The organism is Nonlabens sp., from assembly GCF_965660805.1.
Taxonomy (GTDB): Bacteria; Bacteroidota; Bacteroidia; order Flavobacteriales; family Flavobacteriaceae; genus Nonlabens.
In genome coordinates this window covers 26,906-48,245 of the sequence record NZ_CBFIBE010000008.1, presented here as the reverse complement: position 1 = coordinate 48,245, position 21,340 = coordinate 26,906, and the positions used below count along the sequence as shown (strand labels likewise).

23 protein-coding genes are annotated in these 21,340 nt (G+C 35.9%); 18 read left to right on the top strand and 5 right to left on the bottom strand.

The genetic code is table 11. The features are described from left to right. Window position 1: 1 nt before the first annotated feature. Entirely contained in the window at window positions 2–925 is a 924-nt protein-coding gene (locus ACTF48_RS03740; RefSeq protein ID WP_438961800.1) for a histone deacetylase family protein, read from the bottom strand. 125 nt (window positions 926–1,050) lie between these two features. On the opposite strand from ACTF48_RS03740, the gene ACTF48_RS03735 reads away from it, so the two are divergent. Further along, window positions 1,051–1,467, top strand: coding sequence for a hypothetical protein (locus ACTF48_RS03735; RefSeq protein WP_438961799.1), 417 nt, complete (start codon window positions 1,051–1,053; stop codon window positions 1,465–1,467). 78 nt (window positions 1,468–1,545) lie between these two features. Here the strand turns inward: ACTF48_RS03735 and ACTF48_RS03730 are convergent, their stop codons facing one another. After that, window positions 1,546–2,139, bottom strand: coding sequence for a TetR/AcrR family transcriptional regulator (locus ACTF48_RS03730; protein WP_438961798.1), 594 nt, complete (start codon window positions 2,137–2,139; stop codon window positions 1,546–1,548). 145 nt (window positions 2,140–2,284) lie between these two features. Between ACTF48_RS03730 and ACTF48_RS03725 the strand changes: the two genes are divergently transcribed. Both ACTF48_RS03725 and ACTF48_RS03720 read left to right on the top strand, forming a co-directional pair. After that, entirely contained in the window at window positions 2,285–3,028 is a 744-nt protein-coding gene (locus ACTF48_RS03725; RefSeq protein WP_438961797.1) for an alpha/beta fold hydrolase, read from the top strand. Between the two features lie 93 nt (window positions 3,029–3,121). Next, complete coding sequence (locus ACTF48_RS03720) at window positions 3,122–3,361, top strand: hypothetical protein (protein ID WP_438961796.1); 240 nt, start codon at window positions 3,122–3,124, stop codon at window positions 3,359–3,361. Here ACTF48_RS03720 and thiL read toward each other — a convergent pair. Continuing rightward, window positions 3,358–4,401, bottom strand: a complete 1,044-nt coding sequence (gene thiL / locus ACTF48_RS03715; protein ID WP_438961795.1) for a thiamine-phosphate kinase — start codon at window positions 4,399–4,401, stop codon at window positions 3,358–3,360. The genes ACTF48_RS03720 and thiL overlap by 4 nt on opposite strands. Before the next feature lie 187 nt (window positions 4,402–4,588). On the opposite strand from thiL, the gene ACTF48_RS03710 reads away from it, so the two are divergent. From ACTF48_RS03710 to ACTF48_RS03660, 11 genes are all read left to right on the top strand, one after another. Next, a complete protein-coding gene (locus ACTF48_RS03710; RefSeq protein WP_438961794.1) occupies window positions 4,589–4,918 on the top strand; it encodes a HesB/IscA family protein in 330 nt (109 codons plus the stop codon). 52 nt (window positions 4,919–4,970) lie between these two features. Beyond that, the gene (gene sufB, locus ACTF48_RS03705; RefSeq protein WP_438961793.1) at window positions 4,971–6,419 is read left to right on the top strand and encodes a Fe-S cluster assembly protein SufB; all 1,449 of its coding nucleotides are present in this window, start codon (window positions 4,971–4,973) and stop codon (window positions 6,417–6,419) included. A gap of 25 nt (window positions 6,420–6,444) precedes the next feature. Continuing rightward, complete coding sequence (locus tag ACTF48_RS03700; protein ID WP_438961792.1) at window positions 6,445–6,846, top strand: component of SufBCD complex; 402 nt, start codon at window positions 6,445–6,447, stop codon at window positions 6,844–6,846. 31 nt (window positions 6,847–6,877) lie between these two features. Further along, window positions 6,878–7,630 (top strand): Fe-S cluster assembly ATPase SufC, encoded by a 753-nt coding sequence (gene sufC / locus ACTF48_RS03695; protein WP_438961791.1) that lies wholly within the window; start codon window positions 6,878–6,880, stop codon window positions 7,628–7,630. A gap of 116 nt (window positions 7,631–7,746) precedes the next feature. Further along, window positions 7,747–9,060 (top strand): Fe-S cluster assembly protein SufD, encoded by a 1,314-nt coding sequence (sufD, locus tag ACTF48_RS03690; protein ID WP_438961790.1) that lies wholly within the window; start codon window positions 7,747–7,749, stop codon window positions 9,058–9,060. 9 nt (window positions 9,061–9,069) lie between these two features. Further along, a complete protein-coding gene (locus tag ACTF48_RS03685; protein WP_438961789.1) occupies window positions 9,070–10,287 on the top strand; it encodes an aminotransferase class V-fold PLP-dependent enzyme in 1,218 nt (405 codons plus the stop codon). A 36-nt stretch (window positions 10,288–10,323) separates the two neighbouring features. Then, complete coding sequence (locus tag ACTF48_RS03680; RefSeq protein WP_438961788.1) at window positions 10,324–10,716, top strand: META domain-containing protein; 393 nt, start codon at window positions 10,324–10,326, stop codon at window positions 10,714–10,716. Beyond that, window positions 10,716–11,141 carry a SufE family protein gene (locus ACTF48_RS03675; protein ID WP_438961787.1) on the top strand — a complete coding sequence of 142 codons (426 nt, stop codon included), beginning with the start codon at window positions 10,716–10,718 and terminating at the stop codon, window positions 11,139–11,141. The genes ACTF48_RS03680 and ACTF48_RS03675 overlap by 1 nt, the downstream gene beginning before the upstream one ends. 2 nt (window positions 11,142–11,143) lie before the next feature. After that, complete coding sequence (locus ACTF48_RS03670) at window positions 11,144–11,464, top strand: iron-sulfur cluster assembly protein (protein WP_006796533.1); 321 nt, start codon at window positions 11,144–11,146, stop codon at window positions 11,462–11,464. 3 nt (window positions 11,465–11,467) lie between these two features. Then, a complete protein-coding gene (locus ACTF48_RS03665) occupies window positions 11,468–11,977 on the top strand; it encodes a DUF2480 family protein (RefSeq protein WP_438961786.1) in 510 nt (169 codons plus the stop codon). An 89-nt stretch (window positions 11,978–12,066) separates the two neighbouring features. Next, window positions 12,067–13,008, top strand: coding sequence for a DUF3078 domain-containing protein (locus ACTF48_RS03660; RefSeq protein ID WP_438961785.1), 942 nt, complete (start codon window positions 12,067–12,069; stop codon window positions 13,006–13,008). Between the two features lie 195 nt (window positions 13,009–13,203). Here the strand turns inward: ACTF48_RS03660 and hflX are convergent, their stop codons facing one another. Then, window positions 13,204–14,427 (bottom strand): GTPase HflX, encoded by a 1,224-nt coding sequence (hflX, locus tag ACTF48_RS03655; protein WP_438961784.1) that lies wholly within the window; start codon window positions 14,425–14,427, stop codon window positions 13,204–13,206. A gap of 144 nt (window positions 14,428–14,571) precedes the next feature. Here hflX and ACTF48_RS03650 point away from each other — a divergent pair, with 144 nt between their 5' ends. From ACTF48_RS03650 to ACTF48_RS03640, 3 genes are all read left to right on the top strand, one after another. Beyond that, window positions 14,572–15,561: an endonuclease/exonuclease/phosphatase family protein gene (locus ACTF48_RS03650; RefSeq protein ID WP_438961783.1), complete on the top strand. Its 990-nt coding sequence runs from the start codon at window positions 14,572–14,574 to the stop codon at window positions 15,559–15,561. Window positions 15,562–15,850: 289 nt separating this feature from the next. After that, window positions 15,851–16,768: a PorP/SprF family type IX secretion system membrane protein gene (locus tag ACTF48_RS03645; protein WP_438961782.1), complete on the top strand. Its 918-nt coding sequence runs from the start codon at window positions 15,851–15,853 to the stop codon at window positions 16,766–16,768. A 22-nt stretch (window positions 16,769–16,790) separates the two neighbouring features. Further along, entirely contained in the window at window positions 16,791–18,668 is a 1,878-nt protein-coding gene (locus tag ACTF48_RS03640) for an OmpA family protein (RefSeq protein WP_438961781.1), read from the top strand. Window positions 18,669–18,800: 132 nt separating this feature from the next. Here the strand turns inward: ACTF48_RS03640 and ACTF48_RS03635 are convergent, their stop codons facing one another. Then, complete coding sequence (locus ACTF48_RS03635) at window positions 18,801–20,750, bottom strand: tetratricopeptide repeat-containing sensor histidine kinase (protein ID WP_438961780.1); 1,950 nt, start codon at window positions 20,748–20,750, stop codon at window positions 18,801–18,803. A gap of 198 nt (window positions 20,751–20,948) precedes the next feature. On the opposite strand from ACTF48_RS03635, the gene ACTF48_RS03630 reads away from it, so the two are divergent. Next, window positions 20,949–21,128, top strand: a complete 180-nt coding sequence (locus ACTF48_RS03630; protein ID WP_438961779.1) for a hypothetical protein — start codon at window positions 20,949–20,951, stop codon at window positions 21,126–21,128. Window positions 21,129–21,340: the final 212 nt, after the last annotated feature.

Sequence of the window (21,340 nt, the reverse complement as noted above, 5' to 3'; positions counted from 1 at the left end):
CCTAATAAAACACGTCACGCGCTACCCTAAAAGTATTGGCATGGGCTTCTATAATGGTTTTAATGTCTGGAGAATAGCCACCACCCATACTGCACTGTACTGGGATACGGTTATTTTTATGTGTTCTCGCTTTCGCGAAAGCGGACAAAGCAAACATATCTCTTTTCTTGCAGCCATTTAAGGTCATGCCTAACCTGCCTAACTTATCTGTTGCAACGACGTCCACACCGCAGAGGTAAAAAATGAAATCGGGCTGTTCTTGAGAGATCAAATCGGGCAAGATATTTTTGAGTTCACTTAAATAGTGCTCATCATCAGTACCATCTGGCAAAGCGATATCGAGATCAGACTGCTCTTTCTTAAAAGGATAATTACCGGCACCGTGCATGGAAAAAGTAAAGACACTATCATCATTTTGAAAAATTTGTGCTGTTCCGTTTCCTTGATGAACATCTAAGTCTACGATAAGAATTTTTTCTGCTAACCCGTGATGTTGTAAATATCTTGCGGCTATGGCTTGATCATTTAAGAGGCAGAACGCCTCGCCATGATCTGTATAAGCATGATGCGTTCCACCGGCAATGTTCATAGCCACCTTAAAGTCCATCGCTTTGAGACAACCGTCTATAGTTCCTTGAGCGATGCGCAATTCTCGTTCCACTAGTTGAGCACTTAAAGGAAAACCAAGTTTGCGAGCCGCTTTGCGTTCTAAGCTTAAAGTTTTGAGTTCATCGAGATATGTTGCTGTGTGTACACGCAGTACGTCTTCATCTTCACAAAGCTGGCTAGGTTCAAAAAAATCACGCTCTACTGCGGTTCCTTCTAGTAGTAATTGTTGAGGTAACAATTCATACTTTACCATAGGGAAACGGTGCCCTTCTGGCAGTGGATGTTTGTAAATAGAATGAAATGCAATGGGAAACATAAAACGGTGCTGGTCGATTGCAAATATAAGTAGCGATAAACACTTGCGGCTTACATCGTTTTTATGAGAAAAGTCTGTTTTTAATTGATATGCGTTAGTATCTTTGCAGTATAAATCTTGTAACTATGAAATCACTTTATGTACTCCTAGCCGCTCTATTATTCATTTCTTGTGATAATGGACTTAAAGAACAGCAAATTGCTTTTGATGATCTCAAGCAACAAGCTATGGAAGCGCACGATGAGATCATGCCTAAAATGGGTGATTTAATGGACTTGAGTAATCAATTAACTCAAAAGATGGACTCCACAAATACAGATGTTATGATGTCTAAAAAAGGAGAGCTTCAAAAAGCGCATGATGATATGATGGTATGGATGAGAGACTATTCAGAGAAGTTTCCTTATGACTATAAATTGCCTAATGACCTAGAAGCAGCTGTAAAACAGCTGGATATTCTAGAAAAGGAAAATCAAGAAATCGTGGAGCTTAAAGAAAGAACGATTAGAGTCATAAAAGAAGCTCAGGCTATGTTGAAATAATAGCTTTTACATAAAAATGTAAACCCCAAGGTTTTTTAAAAGCCTTGGGGTTTTTATTTAAGTAAAAATTACAGCTCTTTATTTAACAGTGATTCCAGCAACAATAGTTCTCAAATAAGAAATACATTTCTTTAATGCTAGGTTGTTGCGCTCTAACTTACTCATCATAATGGCACCTTCTAGGGTAGCAATGAAGAGATGAGTTAATAGGTCTATATCAGTATCTTTTTTAAGAGTGCCCTTTTTGAGAGCACTATTAAAAATACGCTCAATCGTGGTTTTAAATGTAACAAGCATACCAAAAGACTGCTGTCTTAACCCAGCATCAAGATCATCACTTTCACAAGCGCTGTTCATTAAAGGACATCCACCTTCATAGGGCGGATTCTCAAAATAATTCTCAAAAAAGATAAAGACAACTTCAATTTTTGATTGAAAATTTTCAGCAGTTTTGATTTTTGAATTAAGAATATCAAACATTTGTTTACTTAAACTGCGTAGAGCATGCTGCTCTAGATCTTCTTTATTTTTAAAATGCTTATAAATAGCTCCTTTAGTAAAACCAGTAGCAGTGGTAATATCACTTAACGAGGTGGCTTTATAACCTCTGGTATTAAAAAGGTTAGCGCTATGTTCAATAATAATTTGCTTAGTACGCTGTGGGTTTCTCATAAGGTAAAGATACCATTTGGTATATCATTTTTTTCAACTATTTAGTATCATATTTTTAAAGAGTTATAAACCACAAAACAGATTTATATAAATAAAAAGAACTGCCTTTTACTTTAACACCAGCCATAGATATTATCTTGCCACCATGCGTAAAATGACCTATTCTTTTAAAAGCGAAAACAAACCTGTAGTACTATTGCTACACGGTTTTCTAGGTAGTAAGAGTCAATGGAATACTGTTGCTGCGGCATTAGAAAAACGATATGATCTCTTATTTGTGGAACTTCCAGGTCATGGAGCATCACCTTCTATAAGTGAATATTCTATCGCATCTCTAGCCCTTGAGATAAGCCAACAGCTCTTACAACAAGGAATTGAAAAAGTCCATTTTGTAGGTCATAGCATGGGCGGTTATGTAGGAGCCGCTTTTGCAAAAGAGTATCCTTCCCAACTCCATTCATTAACATTAGTTAATAGTATAGCCGGTGCTGATCTACCAGGACGTAAACAAATGCGTAATCGAGCAATTCAACTCATAGACCGTTTTCAAGATGCCTATGTTTCTATGGCCATTAATAACTTATTTACTAAAGAAGAACATGAGTCACATCAAGCAATTATTGAGGCTATGAAGGTAAGTGCAAAAAACATGACTGTAAAAAGTGTGCTGGCAGCGTTACGCGCCATGCGAGACAGACCATCGGTATGGCTTGATGATGCCGTACGTGTGAACTACCTCTATGGAGATAGAGATACGGTAATAGATAAATCACTCATTGAAAAGGAAATAAAAACTCAGGGATTAAAGGGACTATCCTTTACAGGTGGTCACATGCTATTACTTACTCATCCCGTAGATTTAATTCAAAACCTGCGCTTTGTCGATTAATTAAGCGTTTTAACGATGATTAAAAAAACTTAATTTGCATAATCTCTAGTTAACTAGATATAAATCAGTTTTGTATCTAAACTACTAGACATTATGTCCCAGAATTTCTCACCTATTAAAGCGGCTGCTATTTGCAGTATTACGGGTCACACCTTAAAAGTGACTCATCAAGTTAATTCACGTGTTCAAGAAATGTGCTGTGCTAAATGTGGTAAAAAAATGACTACTAACATTTATGGAAATGTGGTGCCGCTCAACGATAAATACACTCGTATCAACATTGCTCTTAGTAAACTTGCGGTAAAAAGAAATCGCAGAGAATTAAGCCTTTAACCTTTAAAGCTATTCCATCCCATTGCTTGAATGGGAACCTGTTCACCTGATCTCGTGATTAAATGGATCCCTTCACCTTGAGGAACTGCATGACCTATTATACTCAAGCTAGGATTTGCTTTTATTTTAGGAAAATCTTCTTGTTTTACCGTAAATAACAACTCGTAATCCTCACCACCACTTAATGCAATAGTAGTACTATCTAAATTGAATTCTTCACAAGCGTTAATAACCGTAGGATCCAGTGGGATCTTTTCTTCATAAATTTTCATTCCTATTTCAGAGTTCTTACATAAATGAATAACTTCTGAGCTCAATCCATCAGACACATCGATCATACTGGTAGGTTTTACGTCTAGATCTGCTAGAAGTTTAGAAATATCTTTGCGCGCCTCAGGCTTGAGTTGTCGTTCTAGTAAATAACTGTAAGCCTCAATATCAGGTTGACTATTAGGATTTGCTTTGTAAACAGCTTTTTCACGTTCCAGGATTTGTAACCCCATGTATGCCGCGCCCACATCACCTGTGACTACCAGTAAATCTCCATCTCCAGCACCAGAGCGATAAACGATATCCTCTGCTTTTTGCTCACCTATAGCTGTTACTGAAATTACTAGTCCTGTTTGAGAAGCTGTAGTGTCACCACCTACTAGATCTACACCATAAACCTTACAAGCCAGTTTAATACCGTCATATAATTCTTCTACTGCTTCCACTGGAAAACGATTAGACATCGCTATGGAAACCGTGATTTGCGTAGCAACTGCATTCATGGCATAAATGTCAGACAGATTTACCATAACCGCTTTATAACCTAAGTGTTTTAAAGGTACATAACTCAGGTCAAAATGGACACCTTCCATGAGCATGTCTGTAGTAACCACAGTAGAATCATTATGAGTAATAACGGCAGCATCATCACCTATCCCTCGATCTGTAGAGTCTTGAGTAAGTTCTACATTATTTGTTAGGTGATCTATTAGACCAAATTCGCCTAAATTTTCAATCGACGTGCGCTGCGGATTTTTATCTTCTATCATGCTGCAAAATTACAATCATTTCTTGTTCTAAGCTATTGCAAACCCTAGCATTATCCATCAAACTTTTAAAGAATTGTTAAACTATAGAGAAACTGCATGCCATCATAATGTTTTATGAATTGTTTAGCTTCATCTTGAGGAATGGCTGTTGTATATTTGTAACCATTTTAAATAAGGATTTAAGCATATGATAAACGTGTCAGATACGGCCAAAACGAAGCTTGCTCAATTAATGAGTGAAGACGGTTTTACCATAGATAAAGATTATGTGCGAGTAGGTGTAAAAAGTGGTGGTTGCAGTGGATTATCTTATGACCTCACTTTTGATAAAACAACTACAGACACAGATAAAATATTTGAAGCAAATGATGTGCGCATTGTTGTAGATAAAAAAAGTTTCTTATACCTTGTAGGAACTACCCTAGAATTTAGCGGCGGTTTGAATGGTAAGGGATTTGTATTTAACAATCCAAACGCACAGAGGACTTGTGGATGTGGAGAGAGTTTTTCTCTTTAGATAGTTCAAAGTTATTGTTACGCTTTCGCGAAAGCGGAATTAAAAGAAAATTATGTCAAAGTACACCGAAGAAGAATTAGAAAAAGAGCTCAAGAATAAGGAGTATGAGTACGGCTTTTATACCGATATAAAATCAGATAAAATCCCAGTAGGATTAAGTGAAGATGTGATACGCATTATTTCTGCAAAGAAAAATGAACCACAGTGGATGCTGGACTGGAGACTAGAAGCTTACCGCAACTTTATAGAAATGGAAGAGCCAGAATGGGCAAATGTAACCTATGACAAGCCCGACTTACAGGCGATTTCTTTTTATAGCGCTCCTAATTCTAAGCCTAAATACGATAGCCTAGATGAAGTAGACCCAGAATTACTGGAGACCTTTAAAAAATTAGGGATCTCCCTAGATGAACAAAAAAAACTCGCTGGTGTAGCCATGGATATAGTAGTAGATTCAGTTTCTGTAGCAACTACTTTTAAGGAAACACTTGCAGAGAAAGGAATTATCTTTTGCCCTATATCTGAGGCGATTCAAGAGCACCCAGAACTGGTAAAGAAATATTTAGGAACGGTAATACCGCAAAAAGATAATTACTATGCCGCTTTAAATAGCGCAGTGTTCTCTGATGGATCTTTTTGCTACATCCCTAAAGGCGTGAAGTGCCCTATGGAGCTTTCTACCTATTTCCGTATTAATGAAGGAGGAACAGGACAGTTTGAAAGAACCCTTGTTATTGCAGATGAAGGAAGTTATGTCTCCTACTTAGAAGGTTGTACCGCACCTAGCCGTGATGAAAATCAATTGCACGCTGCATGTGTAGAACTCATAGCCTTAGATGATGCTGAAATTAAATATTCTACCGTACAGAACTGGTATCCTGGAAATGCCGAAGGCAAAGGTGGTGTTTTTAACTTTGTGACGAAGCGTGGATTATGCGAGAAAAACGCAAAAATCTCATGGACACAAGTAGAAACAGGAAGTGCCGTGACTTGGAAATACCCTAGTTGTGTTTTAAAAGGTGATAACTCAGTAGGAGAATTTTATTCTATCGCAGTAACTAATAATTTCCAGCAAGCAGACACTGGAACTAAGATGGTACACCTAGGTAAGAATACTAAGTCTACTATTATTTCTAAAGGAATAAGTGCTGGAAAATCTCAAAACTCTTATCGTGGTCTTGTTAAAATAAACTCGCGAGCTACTAACGCACGTAACTTTTCACAATGTGATAGTTTATTAATGGGTAACGAGTGTGGAGCGCACACATTCCCGTACATAGAAAACAGCAATAGTTCTTCAAAAATAGAGCACGAGGCTACCACAAGTAAAATAGGTGAAGATCAAATTTTTTACTGTAACCAGCGTGGAATTGATACAGAAAAAGCCATAGCACTAATCGTTAATGGATTCTCTAAAGATGTACTTAATAAACTCCCTATGGAGTTTGCCGTAGAGGCGCAAAAACTATTAGAAATAAGTCTAGAAGGCTCTGTAGGATAAAACTAATTCAAAAAACCATTTAATTATGAAGCGTTTCCTCGTTTTATGTTTGATAGCGATAACAACCATCGCTTGTAAGAATCAAGAAAAACCGTCAGGTGAAGTTGAGCCAGTATCTACAGTAGAGGTTGTAGAAGATAAAAACACCTTTAAAGGTGAATTTATCTACCTTTCAGATGCAGCAGTGCTTACTACTAAAAATGAAATCTATGCCGTGCGTATCGATGATAAAATGCATGAGCTTAATGACCTAGCTACACCGCTCAAAAAAACAACATTTGACATGGTAAACGTGGTTATTAAAGGTGAGGTAGTCCCTAACCCGTTAAAACTAGAAACCGGTGAAGGCTGGGAAGAAATGATCATCATTAAAGAAATAAAGGAAGTAACACCAGCATCTAGTGCTGCCGTAGTTGCACCTATATAATAATACAGACACAAGAAGTTAAAGAACAGCTATGTTACAGATAAAAAACTTGCAAGCCTCTATTGAGGACAAGGAAATTTTAAAAGGAATTAATCTAGAGGTAAAACCAGGAGAAGTTCATGCGATTATGGGGCCTAATGGTTCTGGTAAATCTACACTAGCAAACGTGATTGCTGGTCGTGAAGAGTATGAAATGACCGGTGGCTCCATAGAATTAGAAAATGAAGATATCTCTGAACTGGATCCAGAAGAAAGAGCACACAAAGGTGTGTTTTTATCATTCCAGTACCCTGTAGAAATCCCTGGAGTATCAGTTACTAATTTCATGAAGACTGCCATTAATGAGACTCGCAAAGCTCAAGGTAAAGAAGAAATGAAAGCTGGAGAAATGTTAAAGTTAATCCGTGAAAAATCTGAGATGCTTGAAATAGATCGCAAGTTCTTATCACGTTCTTTAAATGAAGGGTTTTCTGGTGGAGAGAAAAAGCGTAATGAGATTTTTCAAATGGCTATGCTAGATCCTAAACTATCCATTCTTGATGAAACAGACTCTGGATTAGATATAGACGCTTTACGTATCGTGGCAAACGGTGTAAATAAATTGCGTAGTAAGGATAATGCAACGATTGTGATCACGCATTACCAGCGTTTATTAGATTACATCGTGCCTGATTTTGTACATGTACTTTATAAGGGTCGCATCGTAAAATCTGGTGGTAAAGAACTCGCTTTAGAATTAGAGAAGCGAGGTTATGACTGGATTAAAGAAGAAGTAGAGGCATAGTTCACTAGACTAAGATCTAGTGATTAGAGCATGTTTTTTTATTTCGCTTTCGCAAAAGCGTATTCACCACAAGAATCGCGGTGAGAAAAAAATAAAAAAGCCTAAAAACAAAAAAAATGAGTTTTAAAGACAAAATATTATCTTCTTTCATCGCTTTTGAAAATGAGCTGGATACAGAGACTTATGCGCACCAATTGCGTAATGAGGCGCTGGCTACATTTGAAGAAATGGGAATACCACAACGCAAGGAAGAAGCTTATAAATACACATCACTTAAGTCAGTTTTTAATAAGGATTACAGCTTGTTTCCAAAAAAAGAAACAAACATTTCTTATGGAGATATTAAGGAATATTTAGTGCATCAAATAGATGCATATAGGGTCATCTTTATAGACGGTATTTATAGCTCACACCTTTCACAAACCACTCACGATAAATTTGATGTATGTTTAATGTCTAGTGCATTAAACAATCCTAAGTATCACCCAATTATTGAGGCGTTTTATAATAAGCTAGCTCCTAAAGATGGTTTAACCTCTCTTAACACAGCATTTGCTAGAGAAGGCGCATACATTCATATAGGAAAAAACACAGCTGTAGAAAAGCCTATTGAAATTGTGTATTTCTCTACAGGAAATGAAAGTAGTTTAATGACACAACCACGCAACCTTGTGGTCGCAGGAGAGAATTCTCAAGTACAAATCATAGAGCGTCACCAGAGTTTGAGCGAGAATGATGTACTCACAAATAGCGTTACAGAGATTTTTGCAGATAAACGTGCGATGGTGGATTATTATAAAATCCAGAACGATCATTTAAACGCTTCTTTAATAGATCACACCAGCGTAGAGCAACAATCAGATAGTGAAGTGCGCCTGCATACCTTTTCTTTCGGTGGTGGATTGACTAGAAATAATTTAAACTTTTACCAGCGCGGTGAGCACTGTAATTCTTTACTTAATGGAGTGACTATTATAGAAGGAAAACAGCATGTGGACCATTCTACTTTAGTACATCACACAGCACCTAACTGTGAGAGTTATCAAGAGTACAAACAGATCTTTGATGATAAAGCTGTAGGTGTCTTTAATGGTAAGGTTTTAGTCGATAAAATAGCCCAAAAAATTAACGCTTTCCAGCAAAATAATAACATTCTTGTAAGCGATAAAGCAACGATAAATGCAAAACCACAACTAGAAATTTTTGCAGATGATGTAAGATGTTCTCACGGTTGTACCATAGGTCAGCTAGATGAAGATGCTTTATTCTACATGCAATCTCGTGGTATAGGTAAAAAAGAAGCACGTGCGCTATTAATGTTTGCCTTTGCAAATAGTGTTTTAGAAAGTGTAAAAATTCCAGAAATCAAATCTCGTATCACTAAGTTGATTGCAAAGAAATTAGGTGTAGAGATAGGGTTTGATTTATAAAAAATTTATATGTCTTTAGACATTCATAAAATAAGAGCTGATTTTCCTATCCTCAATCGTGAGGTAAATGGGCGACCGTTAGTTTATTTTGATAATGCGGCGACTTCTCAAAAACCTAAACAGGTGATTGATAAAATCGTAGCATATTACAGTTTGCATAATGCAAACATACACCGTGGTGTGCATGCCTTGAGTCAAGAAGCGACAGATCTTTTTGAAGCTGCTCGTGAAAAAACGAGAGCTTTTTTTAACATTCCTGAAGCTAAACAAGTCATTTTTACATCAGGGAACACCCATAGTATTAATGCGGTGGCTAGTGGTGCTCATGTTTTTGTCAAGAAAGGTGATGAGGTCATAGTAAGCGCTGTAGAACACCATTCTAATATTGTTCCCTGGCAAATGCTTTGTGAACGTGTAGGCGCGACTTTAAAAGTAATACCGGTGCTGGATAATGGAAAACTAGACCTGAGTGCTTACCATGAGTTACTGAATGATAAAACAGCCTTTGTAGTAGTAAACCATGTTTCAAATGCGTTAGGAGTTACTAATCCTGTAGAAGAAATAATAAAAGGCGCTCATAAATATGGAGCCAAGACCTTAATAGACGGCGCACAATCTTGTGGCCATATGAAGTTAGATATGCAAGCGCTTGACGCAGATTTTTACACCATGTCAGGTCATAAAATGTGCGGTCCTACAGGAATAGGAATCTTATATGGTAAGGAAGAAGCTTTAAACGCACTACCACCCTATCAAGGTGGTGGTGAGATGATCGATCAAGTCACTTTTGAGCATACTACTTATGCTGGATTGCCTCATAAATTTGAAGCTGGAACACCTAATATTTGTGGAGGAATCGCTCTAGGAGCTGCTATAGATTACCTTAGTGGAATAGGAATGGATCATATCGCTGCATATGAACATGAATTACTAATCTATGGAACCCAGCAATTAAAATCCATAGATGGAATAGAGATTCTAGGAGATGTGGCTGGTAAGGCTGCTGTCATCAGCTTTAATGTAAGCAGCCTGCATCCTTATGATATAGGAACCATCGTAGATAAGCTAGGTATTGCTGTTAGAACAGGTCATCACTGTGCACAACCCGTTATGGAGCGCTATGGAATACCAGGAACGGTAAGAGCAAGCTTTGCCTTTTATAATACTAAAGAAGAAATAGATATTATGGTACAGGCTTTGCAACGTGCAGTACGCATGCTATCCTAAGAAGGTCTTAGAAAGAAAACCTTTAAGAATTAAAAGATGAAATATTACACCATACTTTTTGCCCTAAGTATTTTTACTTTAACCAGTTGTAATGAGCAAGAAATTACAGGAGATTATGACGTGATTATGGTAGGAGAAAATGATTACTCTGAGCACGACATTACTCTAACCATAAAAATGGGAAAAGAAAATCTTGTTTCAGGAAGATCTGCTTGTAATAAATATAGCGGTACATTTGAAATATTAGAAAACAGTAAAGTAAAAATAGGGCCATTAATGAGTACTAAAATGTACTGTGTGGATGTGGCACAAGTGGAAAACGATTACATAAAGCACCTGTCTATGGTAACTCAAGTAATTCCCACTAAAAAAGGGCTACAGTTGTTAAACGATAAAGGACTTATAATAATTACAGCAGTAAAAAAATAATGGCGAGTATTCAAGAAATTCAAAATGAAATCGTAGAAGAGTTCTCCATGTTTGACGACTGGATGGACCGCTACGAGTACATGATCGATTTAGGAAAAAGTGTTCCCGTGATAGATGATCAATACAAGACTGATGATCATATTATTAAAGGTTGTCAGTCTAAAGTATGGGTACACGCAGATCTAGAAGAAGATACAGTAAAATTTAGCGCAGACAGTGATGCGATTATCACTAAAGGAATCATAGCGATTCTTATAAGAGCATGGTCAGGCCAGAAACCTGCCGATATCATTGCTGCCGATACCGCTTTTATAGATCAAATAGGGCTTAAAGAGCACCTTTCACCTACTAGAGCAAATGGATTAGTTTCCATGATCAAACAACTTAAAATGTATGCAGTAGCATATCAATCTCAATTAAATTAATTATGGAAGAGATTAACGGACAAGAAATAGGAGAAAAAGTAGTTAAGGTATTAAAAACCATCTATGACCCAGAGATTCCAGTAGATATTTATGAGCTAGGTCTCATTTATGACGTTATGGTAAGCAGTGATGCAGACGTGAAAATACTCATGACCTTAACCTCACCTAACTGTCCAGTAGCAGAGACCTTACCCGTAGAAGTAGAAGAAAAAGTGAAGACACTTAAAGAAGTGAATGACGCTGAGGTAGAAATCACCTTTGATCCACCATGGAATAAGGACTTAATGAGTGAAGAGGCTAAACTTGAACTAGGAATGCTCTAGAACATGGAAGGCGAGATCATTAATAGAGTCGCAAATTCTAAGCTTAAAACTATTGACTTAGAAGATTATTATCCTGAAGGAACACGCAGTGAGATTGACATTTCTCAATGGCTCATGGAAGGAATAGTGCTGGTGGAATCACGCTTTCGCGAAAGCTTAAAAAACACAGACTTTACCATTTATAAAGATCACTATGTAGCCGTAAACTGCTCTACTGATGCTATTATACCACAATGGGCGTGGATGTTACTGCAGACAGAATTGAGTGGTATAGCCCAAAAAGTGGTGCTAGGATCACCAGAAGATCTAGAAACAGCTGTTTATAGACCTATCATAAATGCTCTAGACCTGTCAGTGTATGAGAATGTACCCGTAATTATTAAAGGATGTTCTAATAAACCTGTCCCGCTAGCAGCTTACATGATGATTACTGATCAATTACAAGGAATCGCTCGATCTATAATGTACGGCGAAGCCTGTAGTGCAGTGCCAGTTTATAAGAAAAAAAGGTAGTTCATCTATATTAGCTCTTTTTTATTTTTAAGAAGTAAGCTTTTTCTATTTAATAGTAATTTCGCGCCGTAAATTTTCAAAATCATATCATGAAAAAAATAATTTTACTTTTAGTAATAGCCTTATGTACCATGAGTACTTATGCGCAGACTGAAGAGGAGCTAAAGGCTCTAAAAGCAACTAAACTAGATTCTATAGCAGCTATTCAAGCTAGAGCAAATGCTATTCAAGCTCAAATAGATGCACTTCCAGGATGGAAAAAAGGAGCTTTTGGGACTATAGGTGCAAACTTATCTGGTTTTGATAAGTGGTATTCTCAAGGAACTCCTAATGTAAGCTCAGGAAATATAGGGGCAACCTTAAACGCATTTGCAAATCTTAAAGAAGAAAAATATTTCTGGAGAAACAATTTAAATGTGAATCTTCAGTGGGTGAAGTTTGATGACAAAACAACAGACACTGATGATGACAGCTTTCAAGAAAGTACTGATGTTTTTAACATACAGTCTTTATATGGATATAAGCTGAGTGAAAAACTTGCTGTTTCTACTTTAGGTGAATATAGAACTACCGTACTTAATAACTTTAACGATCCAGGCTATTTAGATATAGGTATAGGTGGAACTTGGACTCCAGTAGAGAACTTAGTAGTTGTGTTTCACCCGTTGAACTATAACATTGTATTTAGCAATGGTGAGAGCGTTTTTGAATCTTCACTAGGTGCAAAAATAGTTGCAGACTATACTAGAAAAATAGGGAAAGTAAACTTCAAAAGTAACTTCTCTACCTTCCAGAGCTATGATAGCTCTAATCTTTCTAATTTCACTTGGATCAACTCTTTTGGTTACACCTTATGGAAAAACATAGGTGTAGGATTTGAGTTTGGTTTAAGAGGTAATCATCAAGAAGCGGTGAATTTTGCTCAAACACAAGCTGAAGGAACCATGATTGATCCAGCTACCTTGACTTTTGATAATGTAGATAATGATTTACAGTCTTACTGGTTGCTAGGTTTGAACTATAGTTTCTAATACTATATTGTTTTTTAAATGCCGTATGTAATACCAAATTGATTTTATAAGGTCTTACAGCAACAGCTATTCATTTAAAAACCCTTCATCAATCAAATGATGAAGGGTTTTCTAGTTTAATATTATAAAGGTCATTATACCCTTAAATCTTATACCCATTTATGTTTCTAATGTCTTAATAAATTCAATATGGTATTACTCTTCTTCTGTTACAAACTCTTCCCAGTCGGGAAATAAAAAAGCGTTATAAGGAAAACGTTTTACGTGAATCTCACGCACTTGATCATAGACTTTTTTCTTAAAAGCCTCTATGTTATCCTTTTCAATGGCCGATATGAAGACTACATTCTCACCCATCTTTGCCATCCATGTTTTCTTCCATTCTTCAAGTGTATAGTGCGCACTGGTTCTTTCTTCTAAGAGGTCTTCTGGGTCATAATCTTCTGGAACATACTGGTCTATCTTATTAAAAACCATAATGGTAGGTTTATCTACCGCATCTATTTCATCCAGAATTTTGTTTACTGATGCTATGTGATCTTCAAAACTCCCATGAGCAATATCTACCACATGTAATAATAAATCAGATTCACGCACCTCATCTAGAGTAGATTTAAAAGACTCTACCAGTTGAGTAGGTAACTTGCGTATAAAACCTACCGTATCTGTGAGTAAAAATGGAAGATTCTTTACTACAACTTTACGCACCGTAGTATCTAAGGTGGCAAATAGTTTATTCTCTGCAAAGACTTCACTCTTTGAAATCACATTCATTAAAGTACTTTTCCCTACGTTAGTATAGCCTACTAGAGCAACACGCACCATTTTACCGCGGTTACCACGCTGGGTAGCCATTTGTTTATCTATAGTAAGGAGTTTCTTTTTAAGTAAAGAAATACGGTCACGCACGATTCGTCTATCTGTTTCAATCTCTGTCTCACCAGGACCACGCATACCTATACCACCTTTCTGTCGTTCCAGGTGAGTCCACAAACCTACTAATCGAGGTAGTAAATATTCATATTGCGCTAGTTCTACTTGTGTGCGAGCATAACTGGTTTGAGCACGTTGAGCAAATATGTCTAGAATAAGATACGTTCTATCTATGATTTTAGTCTCCAGTATTTTCTCGATGTTTTTTTGTTGCGCAGGACTTAACTCATCGTCAAATATGACCGTGCCAATGTTATGGGAATCTACATAAGCTTTAATATCTTCCATCTTACCAGATCCTACAAAAGTTTTAGGATTAGGTTTTTGCATTTTTTGAGAAAATCGCTTGTGTACAGTCGCTCCAGCAGTATAAGCTAGAAACTCCAGTTCATCGAGATATTCCTTTAATTTTTCCTCTGTCTGTTGTTGGGTAACCACTCCTACTAGAATGGCTTTTTCATATTCGTGTGATTCTCTTTCTAACATTAATGTTTTTGTATGATAGAACAAAGATAATAGATTGCGCGACAGGAGCTTTATAATTAGTAAAAGCTTAAAAGATTACTAACTTGTTCAAGCCGTATATCCATTGTGAAGTAGTAGCTTTGGGTTCTGTAAAAAAGAACACTATTGGCCATTTCACAACAAGCATTTGAACAGTATACCGTAGCCTTTTATAATCTTGAAAATCTATTTGACGTGTTTAATGATAAGCACATATTAGATGATGATTTTACAGCACATGGACGCAAAGACTGGACACCTCAACGCTATCAAAAAAAATTACAAAAACTGAGCGATGCTATATCTAAAATAGGAACTTTACAAACCGGTAAATTACCTGCTATAATAGGTGTTGCCGAAGTTGAAAATAAAAAAGTACTTGAAGATTTAATCCAGCAGCCCAAGCTGTTAAAAGCAGACTATAGCATTATACACTATGATAGTCCCGATGAACGAGGAATAGATGTTGCCATGATTTATCGCAAAGACCTATTTACCGTTGAATATTCTACTCCTATAGCTGTAGATGTTACTATGCCTAATGATGAACCAGATCGTACACGTGATATATTATATGTAAAAGGATTTTTATCTGGTATGCCATTACATATTTATGTGAACCACTGGCCGTCGCGTAGGGATGGAGCGGCCTCTACAAATGAGAAAAGAGTGGCCGTGGCGCAGCAGCTTATGGAACATGTGCGTCAAGTAGATCCTCATCAAGAAAGAAAAAATCAAGAAAAGCACTTACTAGAAGGAACTAATATAATCATCATGGGTGATTTTAATGATGACCCAGAAAATGACAGTATACGCAATGAGATTTTACCTTACGGTTTTCAAAACGTAACAGCTCCACTCAAGAAATTCCATCGAGGTAGTTTAAATTATAATTTTAAATGGAATTTATTTGATCAAATTATGGTAAGCGACAGTCTTATAAATGATGTTCCAGAGGCGCTTTATTTTCATAAGGCAGATATCTTTGATGACATTATGTTAAGACAGTGGAAAGGAAAGTATCGAGGGCAACCAGCTCGCACTTTTGTGGGGCGTACTTATAAAGGAGGCTATTCTGATCACTTTCCCGTATTTATGATATTACGCCGGAACTAAGAAAGGCTTTTCATCTGTAAAAGGTTGCTTTTAATCTATTATGAATTTGTTAAACCCTAATCGCTATCTATTTTTTCTATATTCGATGTTCTAAGGAACGCTTGGAAAAATTTAATTGTCTTACTTTTAGCTCTTATGAATTGATAATCAAGTACTAAATTAAAGGTGACGCTTTCGCGAAAGCGAAATAATAACATTTTCAAGTGCTATTTATACCACATTAGTGGACATAGTAGTATATTTAGAACTTTAAAAACAAACTAGTGCAACCCAAAAACTTAACTCTATAATGATGAGAAAATTACTTGCCATGGGGATTTTCCTTGTCTTGTCTGGAACCAGCGTGCTACACGCTCAACAAGATCCTCAGTACACACAGTATATGTACAACCAAAACGTCATCAATCCAGCTTATGCTGGTACAAGAGATGGCTTAACTCTTACCACTCTTTACCGTCAACAATGGACTGGTGTTACTGGAGCTCCAGAGACACTTACCTTTTCTGGTAGTACTCCTATAGGAGATCGAGTAGGTGTAGGACTTTCTGTAATATCTGATCAAATAGGACCAGTTAAAGAGAAAAACTTCTATGGAGATTTCTCTTATAAGTTACAAGTAGGAAAGAAAACGACTCTTGCCTTAGGTCTTAAAGCAGGTGTAACTTTCCACGATGTGAGTCTTAATTTTGTGAATACCACGCAGCCTGGTGATCCACTATTCAGCGAGCAATTAAATGAGCAATACTTAAACTTAGGAGCTGGAGCTTTTCTATATGGAGACAACTGGTACACCGGTTTTTCTGTTCCTAATATGTTAAATAGCACGCATTTAGATCAAGATGGATTAACCTTCGGTTCTGAGACACAACACTTTTTCTTAACGGGTGGATATGTATTTGATATTAATGAGAATATTAAATTAAAGCCTCATGCTTTAGTTAAAGGCGCTTTTGATGCTCCTATAAGTTTTGACTTAAATACAAATGTGTTATTTAATAATAAGTTTGAAGTAGGTGTCTCTTACAGGTATGAAGACTCTTTTAGTGGTCTAGTAGGTATGCAACTCACTGATAATGTAAAGGTAGGTTATGCTTATGACCGCGTGGTATCAGATATACAAGTAGCAGCAAATTCTTCTCATGAGATCTTCTTGACTTATGACTTGAATTTCCCACGTAAAGTGATGCAATCACCACGTTTCTTCTAATAACTAGCAAAGAATGAATATCATGAAAAAAATATATTTACTACTCTTAATTATCATCGCTGGTTCATTTCAAGTAAATGCACAAAACGATGCAACTAAAAAAGCTGACAAGCTATATGAGCAACTGCGCTATGTAGATGCAGCAAAAGCATATGAGAAACTCATTAAAAAAGGAGAACGTTCTCAACATGTGTATACTAATCTAGCTAACTCCTATTTCTTTAATAGTCAATTTAAAAGTGCTGAACAGTACTATAAACGAGCTACTAAAAGAAAGCCTGAGGCCGAAACGCTTTACAGATATGCACAAACCTTAAAGGCTAACGAGAAATATGATCTTTCTAATACGGTCATGAATCAATTTGCCGGAATGGTTCCTAATGATAATCGTGCCATGGCGTTTAAAGCAAATCCTGACTATCTTACAGATATTACAGGTATGAATCCTGCTTACACAGTAGATGCGCTACCTCTTAACGGTGAATCTAGTGATTTTGCGGCTCAGAAAATAGGTGACAAAATTTATTTTGCAAGTGCTCGTAACAATAAACGCGCAAATTATGCCTGGAATAAAGAGCCATACTTAGATATTTATGAGGCAAGTGTAGATGAAAACGGCATGCCAGGTGAAGGTAAACTTCTGAGTGGTGAAGTAAATACTAAGTACCATGAAGGTACTCTAGACATTACACCAGATGGAAAGTACATGTTCTTTACTCGTATAGATTACCTAAATGGCGATTATGAAAAAGCAAGTGATGGTGAGAGCAAATTAAATATTTACCGAGCTCTTAAAGCAGGTGGAGAATGGAGAGATGTGAGAACCACTTCTTTAGAAAGTAAAGAATATGGTGTAGGTCATCCTAGTATTTCTTTAGATGGTACGACCATTTTCTTTGCAAGTGAAGCTCCTGGAGGACAAGGTGGATCAGACATCTATAAAGCACAACTCAAAAATGGTAAAATATCTAATCCAGTAAATTTAGGACCTACGGTGAACACCTCAGGAGATGATTCATTCCCTTGGGTTGCTGAAGATGGAACACTTTATTTCTCAAGTAATGGTCACCTAGGCTTAGGTGGTTTAGACGTTTTTAAATATAAAGATGGAAAGGTTTCTAACTTAGGTGCTCCAGTAAACTCTGTAATGGATGATTTTGCATTTACTTACTCAGAGGAAACTGGTAAAGGGTTTGTTTCTTCTAACCGTAAAGGTGGTAAAGGAAGTGATGATATTTATTCTGTAAATCGTATCGATATTTGTGAAGTAGCAGTTACGGTAACGGCTGTAGATGCAACCACTGGCCTACCTATCCCAGGTGCAATCGTTTCCTTACAAGATGCAGATGGTAACGCAACACCTAGTCAGACTACAGATGCTGAAGGAAAAGCAATGTTCACAACAGAGTGTAACAAAGAACTGGTTGCTCGTGGTGTTAAAGATCAATATGAAAGTGGTCAATCTGATCTAAGTGTAGCAGAAGAAGAAACTGCTATGGTTACTGTAAATATGGAACCTATTATTCCAGATCCACCAGTGGTAGATGAGAAAATTATCTTAAATAAGATATACTTTGATCTAGATAAATCTACTATACGTCCAGATGCAGCTCTTGAATTAGATCGTTTAGTTTCTTATATGAAGAAATACCCAGAACTAGAAGTAAAGGCAGAGACCTATGCTGATGTTAGAGGTCCAGATTCTTATAACCTATCGCTTACACAGCGCCGTGCAGAATCTATTGTAGCTTATGTAGTATCTCAAGGTGTAGAGGCTTCTCGTTTAACGGCTGAAGGTCGTGGAGAAGCAAACCCTGTGGAGGATTGTGCCAATAAGCGTTGTACTGAAGAAGAATATCAAAAGTCTCGTAGATCTGAATTTACGATCACAAAGAGATAATTACTAAGCATAACTAACTAACCAATGCTTTAAATCCCATCTCTTCACTGAGGTGGGATTTTTTATACCTGTTTTTTAAATAATGGCAACACGATACTTTTACATTTTATACCAACATGTATTTATAATGTCTTAATAACTATAAGTGTCAAAAAATAATTCATTTTTTAAGTTGATGGATATATAAAAACTAGTGCCTGCATGGTTAGATTTTATAGTATAACTTGATTTAATTAATTCTAGTCTAGATTTTATATTTATCATTCCTATACCGAGAGATTTTTTATTCACGTCAAATCCTTTTCCATCATCTTCAATAGTTATATCTAGTTTATCATCATGGGTATAGTGAAATTGTATAATTGCATCCTTAGCCTGTGCATGTTTAATTATGTTTAATACAATTTCTTGTATGACTCTATAAATTAACAATACCGTTTTTTTATTAAATTTCACAGGCTCTCCAAAACAATGAAAATGAAAATCTGTATCGCTCGCATTGGTCGATCTCTCACAGGAGTATTTTACCATAGACTCTAAACTATTATTAACTGTATAAGCAGGAGAAAGGTTAAATGAGATATCTCTAACATCTTGTATTGTGTCTTGTAAAATAGTAATTACGTCATTGAGGGTTTTGTCCTGTGTATCTCCACTATCTAGCGTTTTATTAATCAAATAACTAGCGGACACTAAATTACCATTTATACTATCATGAAGGTCTTCAGAAATTCTTTTTCTCTCAATTTCTTCTCCCTTGATTATGGCATTTAACTCAGTTAATTCACTTTCTGCTTTTAACTTTTTTATTTCATTGGATTTAAGTCTAGCCTTATTTCTAAAGTAATAAACCAAAAAAACTATAATTAGTATAAACCCTATAATACTAATACGTAGTAGTATTTTTTGTTGTTCATCTTTAAGTTTTAATATCTCTTGTTTTTTTTTCGCCTTTTCAATTTTAGCATCAAGTTCTTTGATTTCATTAAATTGATTAACAAAGCTTTTAGACCCTTCAAGCATTGTATTTCTTCTAGTGTATGAAGCAATTAAATAATCTTTTAATTCTAGATTATCTATTTCTTTTTTAGGTAATATTTTAAACAATTTCTCTGCTACCAAATAGGTAGGGTCATAGATGTCATGTTTTATACCTGTATTAAGTGCATTTTTGTAATTGTGTACAGCTTGTAAGGTGTCTCCCTTTTTTAAATATAAATCTCCTAAACCGGAGTATGATGGCACTAGAGGGAATTTATCATTTGTTACGTCACTATTAGAGTACTTTAAACAACGTTTGAAGTAGTAAATAGCTGAATCTGTTTCCTTTTTTGCTTCCCAATATCTACCGTACTCTTCATACACGTATGGGATGAGAAAAGGTGCTGAGTCTAAGTAAGAGTAATTAAATATTTCATTAAAATATTTTTTTGATGCGCCCAATTCATTTGAATATCTATACATATAGGCAGAATGAAGTCGAAACCAAACTCTATTAATATCATACTCTGATATTTTCTCTTCTAGCTCTTGTGCTTTGTTTAGGTGTATTTTTGCGTTTACATTATCCTGAATTAGATTGTATACGGCTGCAATGCCTATTTCGGCTGCATAAATTTTGTCAAAATCTTTTTTTTGATAGGTAGTTTCAAGCCTTTTGTTAGAAAAATATAGAGCGTTAGGAATATTTTTTTGAATTTTTTCTAAATCGGCAAGCAATGTGTATGTCAAATCCTTTTCATCTAAAGTTAAAAACCCGTTTAGTAATAGACAGGCATATAGATACTCTTGACTCTTTGTGTATTTTTCTTCTACTCTGTAGTAATAAACCCCTAAATATAAGGCTATTAAGGCTTTATCTCTACTCGCTTTTGATTCCTTAAAAGAAGTGTTTAATTTGTAAAGATTGTCAATATCAATATCATAGAAGTCGATATCTTCAATGTTAGTACCTTTCAGTTCTTTTAATAAATTGGCTGCTTCATCTTGCTTTTCAATATCCTTTTTAACCTGACTATGTAAAGGGGTATATGAGCAAAATAAAATAGCAATTATTAGGACTATCGCTGTTTTTGGATTCAAAAACGCAAATATTTGTGAATGAATTAGTTTCATTCATCAAAAGTATAAAAAAATGATCAGTGTAGGATTTTTTACACCTTTTTATAAATGATCATATATCGTTATCTTAAAATCAGTATACTTGCTCTGATTATTTTGCTGTACGTTAGTTGTAAATCTGCTACTAATAAACAAGAGCTTAAAGAGCTGTTTAGTGCAATGCAAACTAGAACGCTAAAACTAGAAGAGATTCATAAAGGCTCTAAAGCCTATCTATTAACGGTAGAAGATAGTTTAACAGGTCGTCAACTCTTTTTAACTAGCCCTAGAGCAATTTTCTTTACTGTAACGGTATTTATGCACCTAACTAGTATAAAGCAGCAGACAGCTTATAAATAGGTGGTTATTTTAAAGCTATTATGTCACCAGGAGCTTATAAAAATGATGTAACAAATAGTACTATTAAACACATTGTATTTGATAAGAATACTCTTAGGACATTTAGAAAAAATGTATCATCACCACCGCCATATCATGGTGAAGATGTTTTTGAATTAATGCATAGTAAAAAATAAATTTGGAGTTCATTAAAATATCATCAACAAAAAAGC

Excerpts from the sequence above, each read along its gene's own strand:
- ACTF48_RS03740 (WP_438961800.1), bottom strand. The coding sequence starts at position 925 with ATGTTTCCCATTGCATTTCATTCTATTTACAAACATCCACTGCCAGAA.
- ACTF48_RS03735 (WP_438961799.1), top strand. The coding sequence starts at position 1,051 with ATGAAATCACTTTATGTACTCCTAGCCGCTCTATTATTCATTTCTTGT.
- ACTF48_RS03730 (WP_438961798.1), bottom strand. The coding sequence starts at position 2,139 with ATGAGAAACCCACAGCGTACTAAGCAAATTATTATTGAACATAGCGCT.
- ACTF48_RS03725 (WP_438961797.1), top strand. The coding sequence starts at position 2,285 with ATGCGTAAAATGACCTATTCTTTTAAAAGCGAAAACAAACCTGTAGTA.
- ACTF48_RS03720 (WP_438961796.1), top strand. The coding sequence starts at position 3,122 with ATGTCCCAGAATTTCTCACCTATTAAAGCGGCTGCTATTTGCAGTATT.
- thiL (WP_438961795.1), bottom strand. The coding sequence starts at position 4,401 with ATGATAGAAGATAAAAATCCGCAGCGCACGTCGATTGAAAATTTAGGC.
- ACTF48_RS03710 (WP_438961794.1), top strand. The coding sequence starts at position 4,589 with ATGATAAACGTGTCAGATACGGCCAAAACGAAGCTTGCTCAATTAATG.
- sufB (WP_438961793.1), top strand. The coding sequence starts at position 4,971 with ATGTCAAAGTACACCGAAGAAGAATTAGAAAAAGAGCTCAAGAATAAG.
- ACTF48_RS03700 (WP_438961792.1), top strand. The coding sequence starts at position 6,445 with ATGAAGCGTTTCCTCGTTTTATGTTTGATAGCGATAACAACCATCGCT.
- sufC (WP_438961791.1), top strand. The coding sequence starts at position 6,878 with ATGTTACAGATAAAAAACTTGCAAGCCTCTATTGAGGACAAGGAAATT.
- sufD (WP_438961790.1), top strand. The coding sequence starts at position 7,747 with ATGAGTTTTAAAGACAAAATATTATCTTCTTTCATCGCTTTTGAAAAT.
- ACTF48_RS03685 (WP_438961789.1), top strand. The coding sequence starts at position 9,070 with ATGTCTTTAGACATTCATAAAATAAGAGCTGATTTTCCTATCCTCAAT.
- ACTF48_RS03680 (WP_438961788.1), top strand. The coding sequence starts at position 10,324 with ATGAAATATTACACCATACTTTTTGCCCTAAGTATTTTTACTTTAACC.
- ACTF48_RS03675 (WP_438961787.1), top strand. The coding sequence starts at position 10,716 with ATGGCGAGTATTCAAGAAATTCAAAATGAAATCGTAGAAGAGTTCTCC.
- ACTF48_RS03670 (WP_006796533.1), top strand. The coding sequence starts at position 11,144 with ATGGAAGAGATTAACGGACAAGAAATAGGAGAAAAAGTAGTTAAGGTA.
- ACTF48_RS03665 (WP_438961786.1), top strand. The coding sequence starts at position 11,468 with ATGGAAGGCGAGATCATTAATAGAGTCGCAAATTCTAAGCTTAAAACT.
- ACTF48_RS03660 (WP_438961785.1), top strand. The coding sequence starts at position 12,067 with ATGAAAAAAATAATTTTACTTTTAGTAATAGCCTTATGTACCATGAGT.
- hflX (WP_438961784.1), bottom strand. The coding sequence starts at position 14,427 with ATGTTAGAAAGAGAATCACACGAATATGAAAAAGCCATTCTAGTAGGA.
- ACTF48_RS03645 (WP_438961782.1), top strand. The coding sequence starts at position 15,851 with ATGATGAGAAAATTACTTGCCATGGGGATTTTCCTTGTCTTGTCTGGA.
- ACTF48_RS03640 (WP_438961781.1), top strand. The coding sequence starts at position 16,791 with ATGAAAAAAATATATTTACTACTCTTAATTATCATCGCTGGTTCATTT.
- ACTF48_RS03630 (WP_438961779.1), top strand. The coding sequence starts at position 20,949 with ATGCAAACTAGAACGCTAAAACTAGAAGAGATTCATAAAGGCTCTAAA.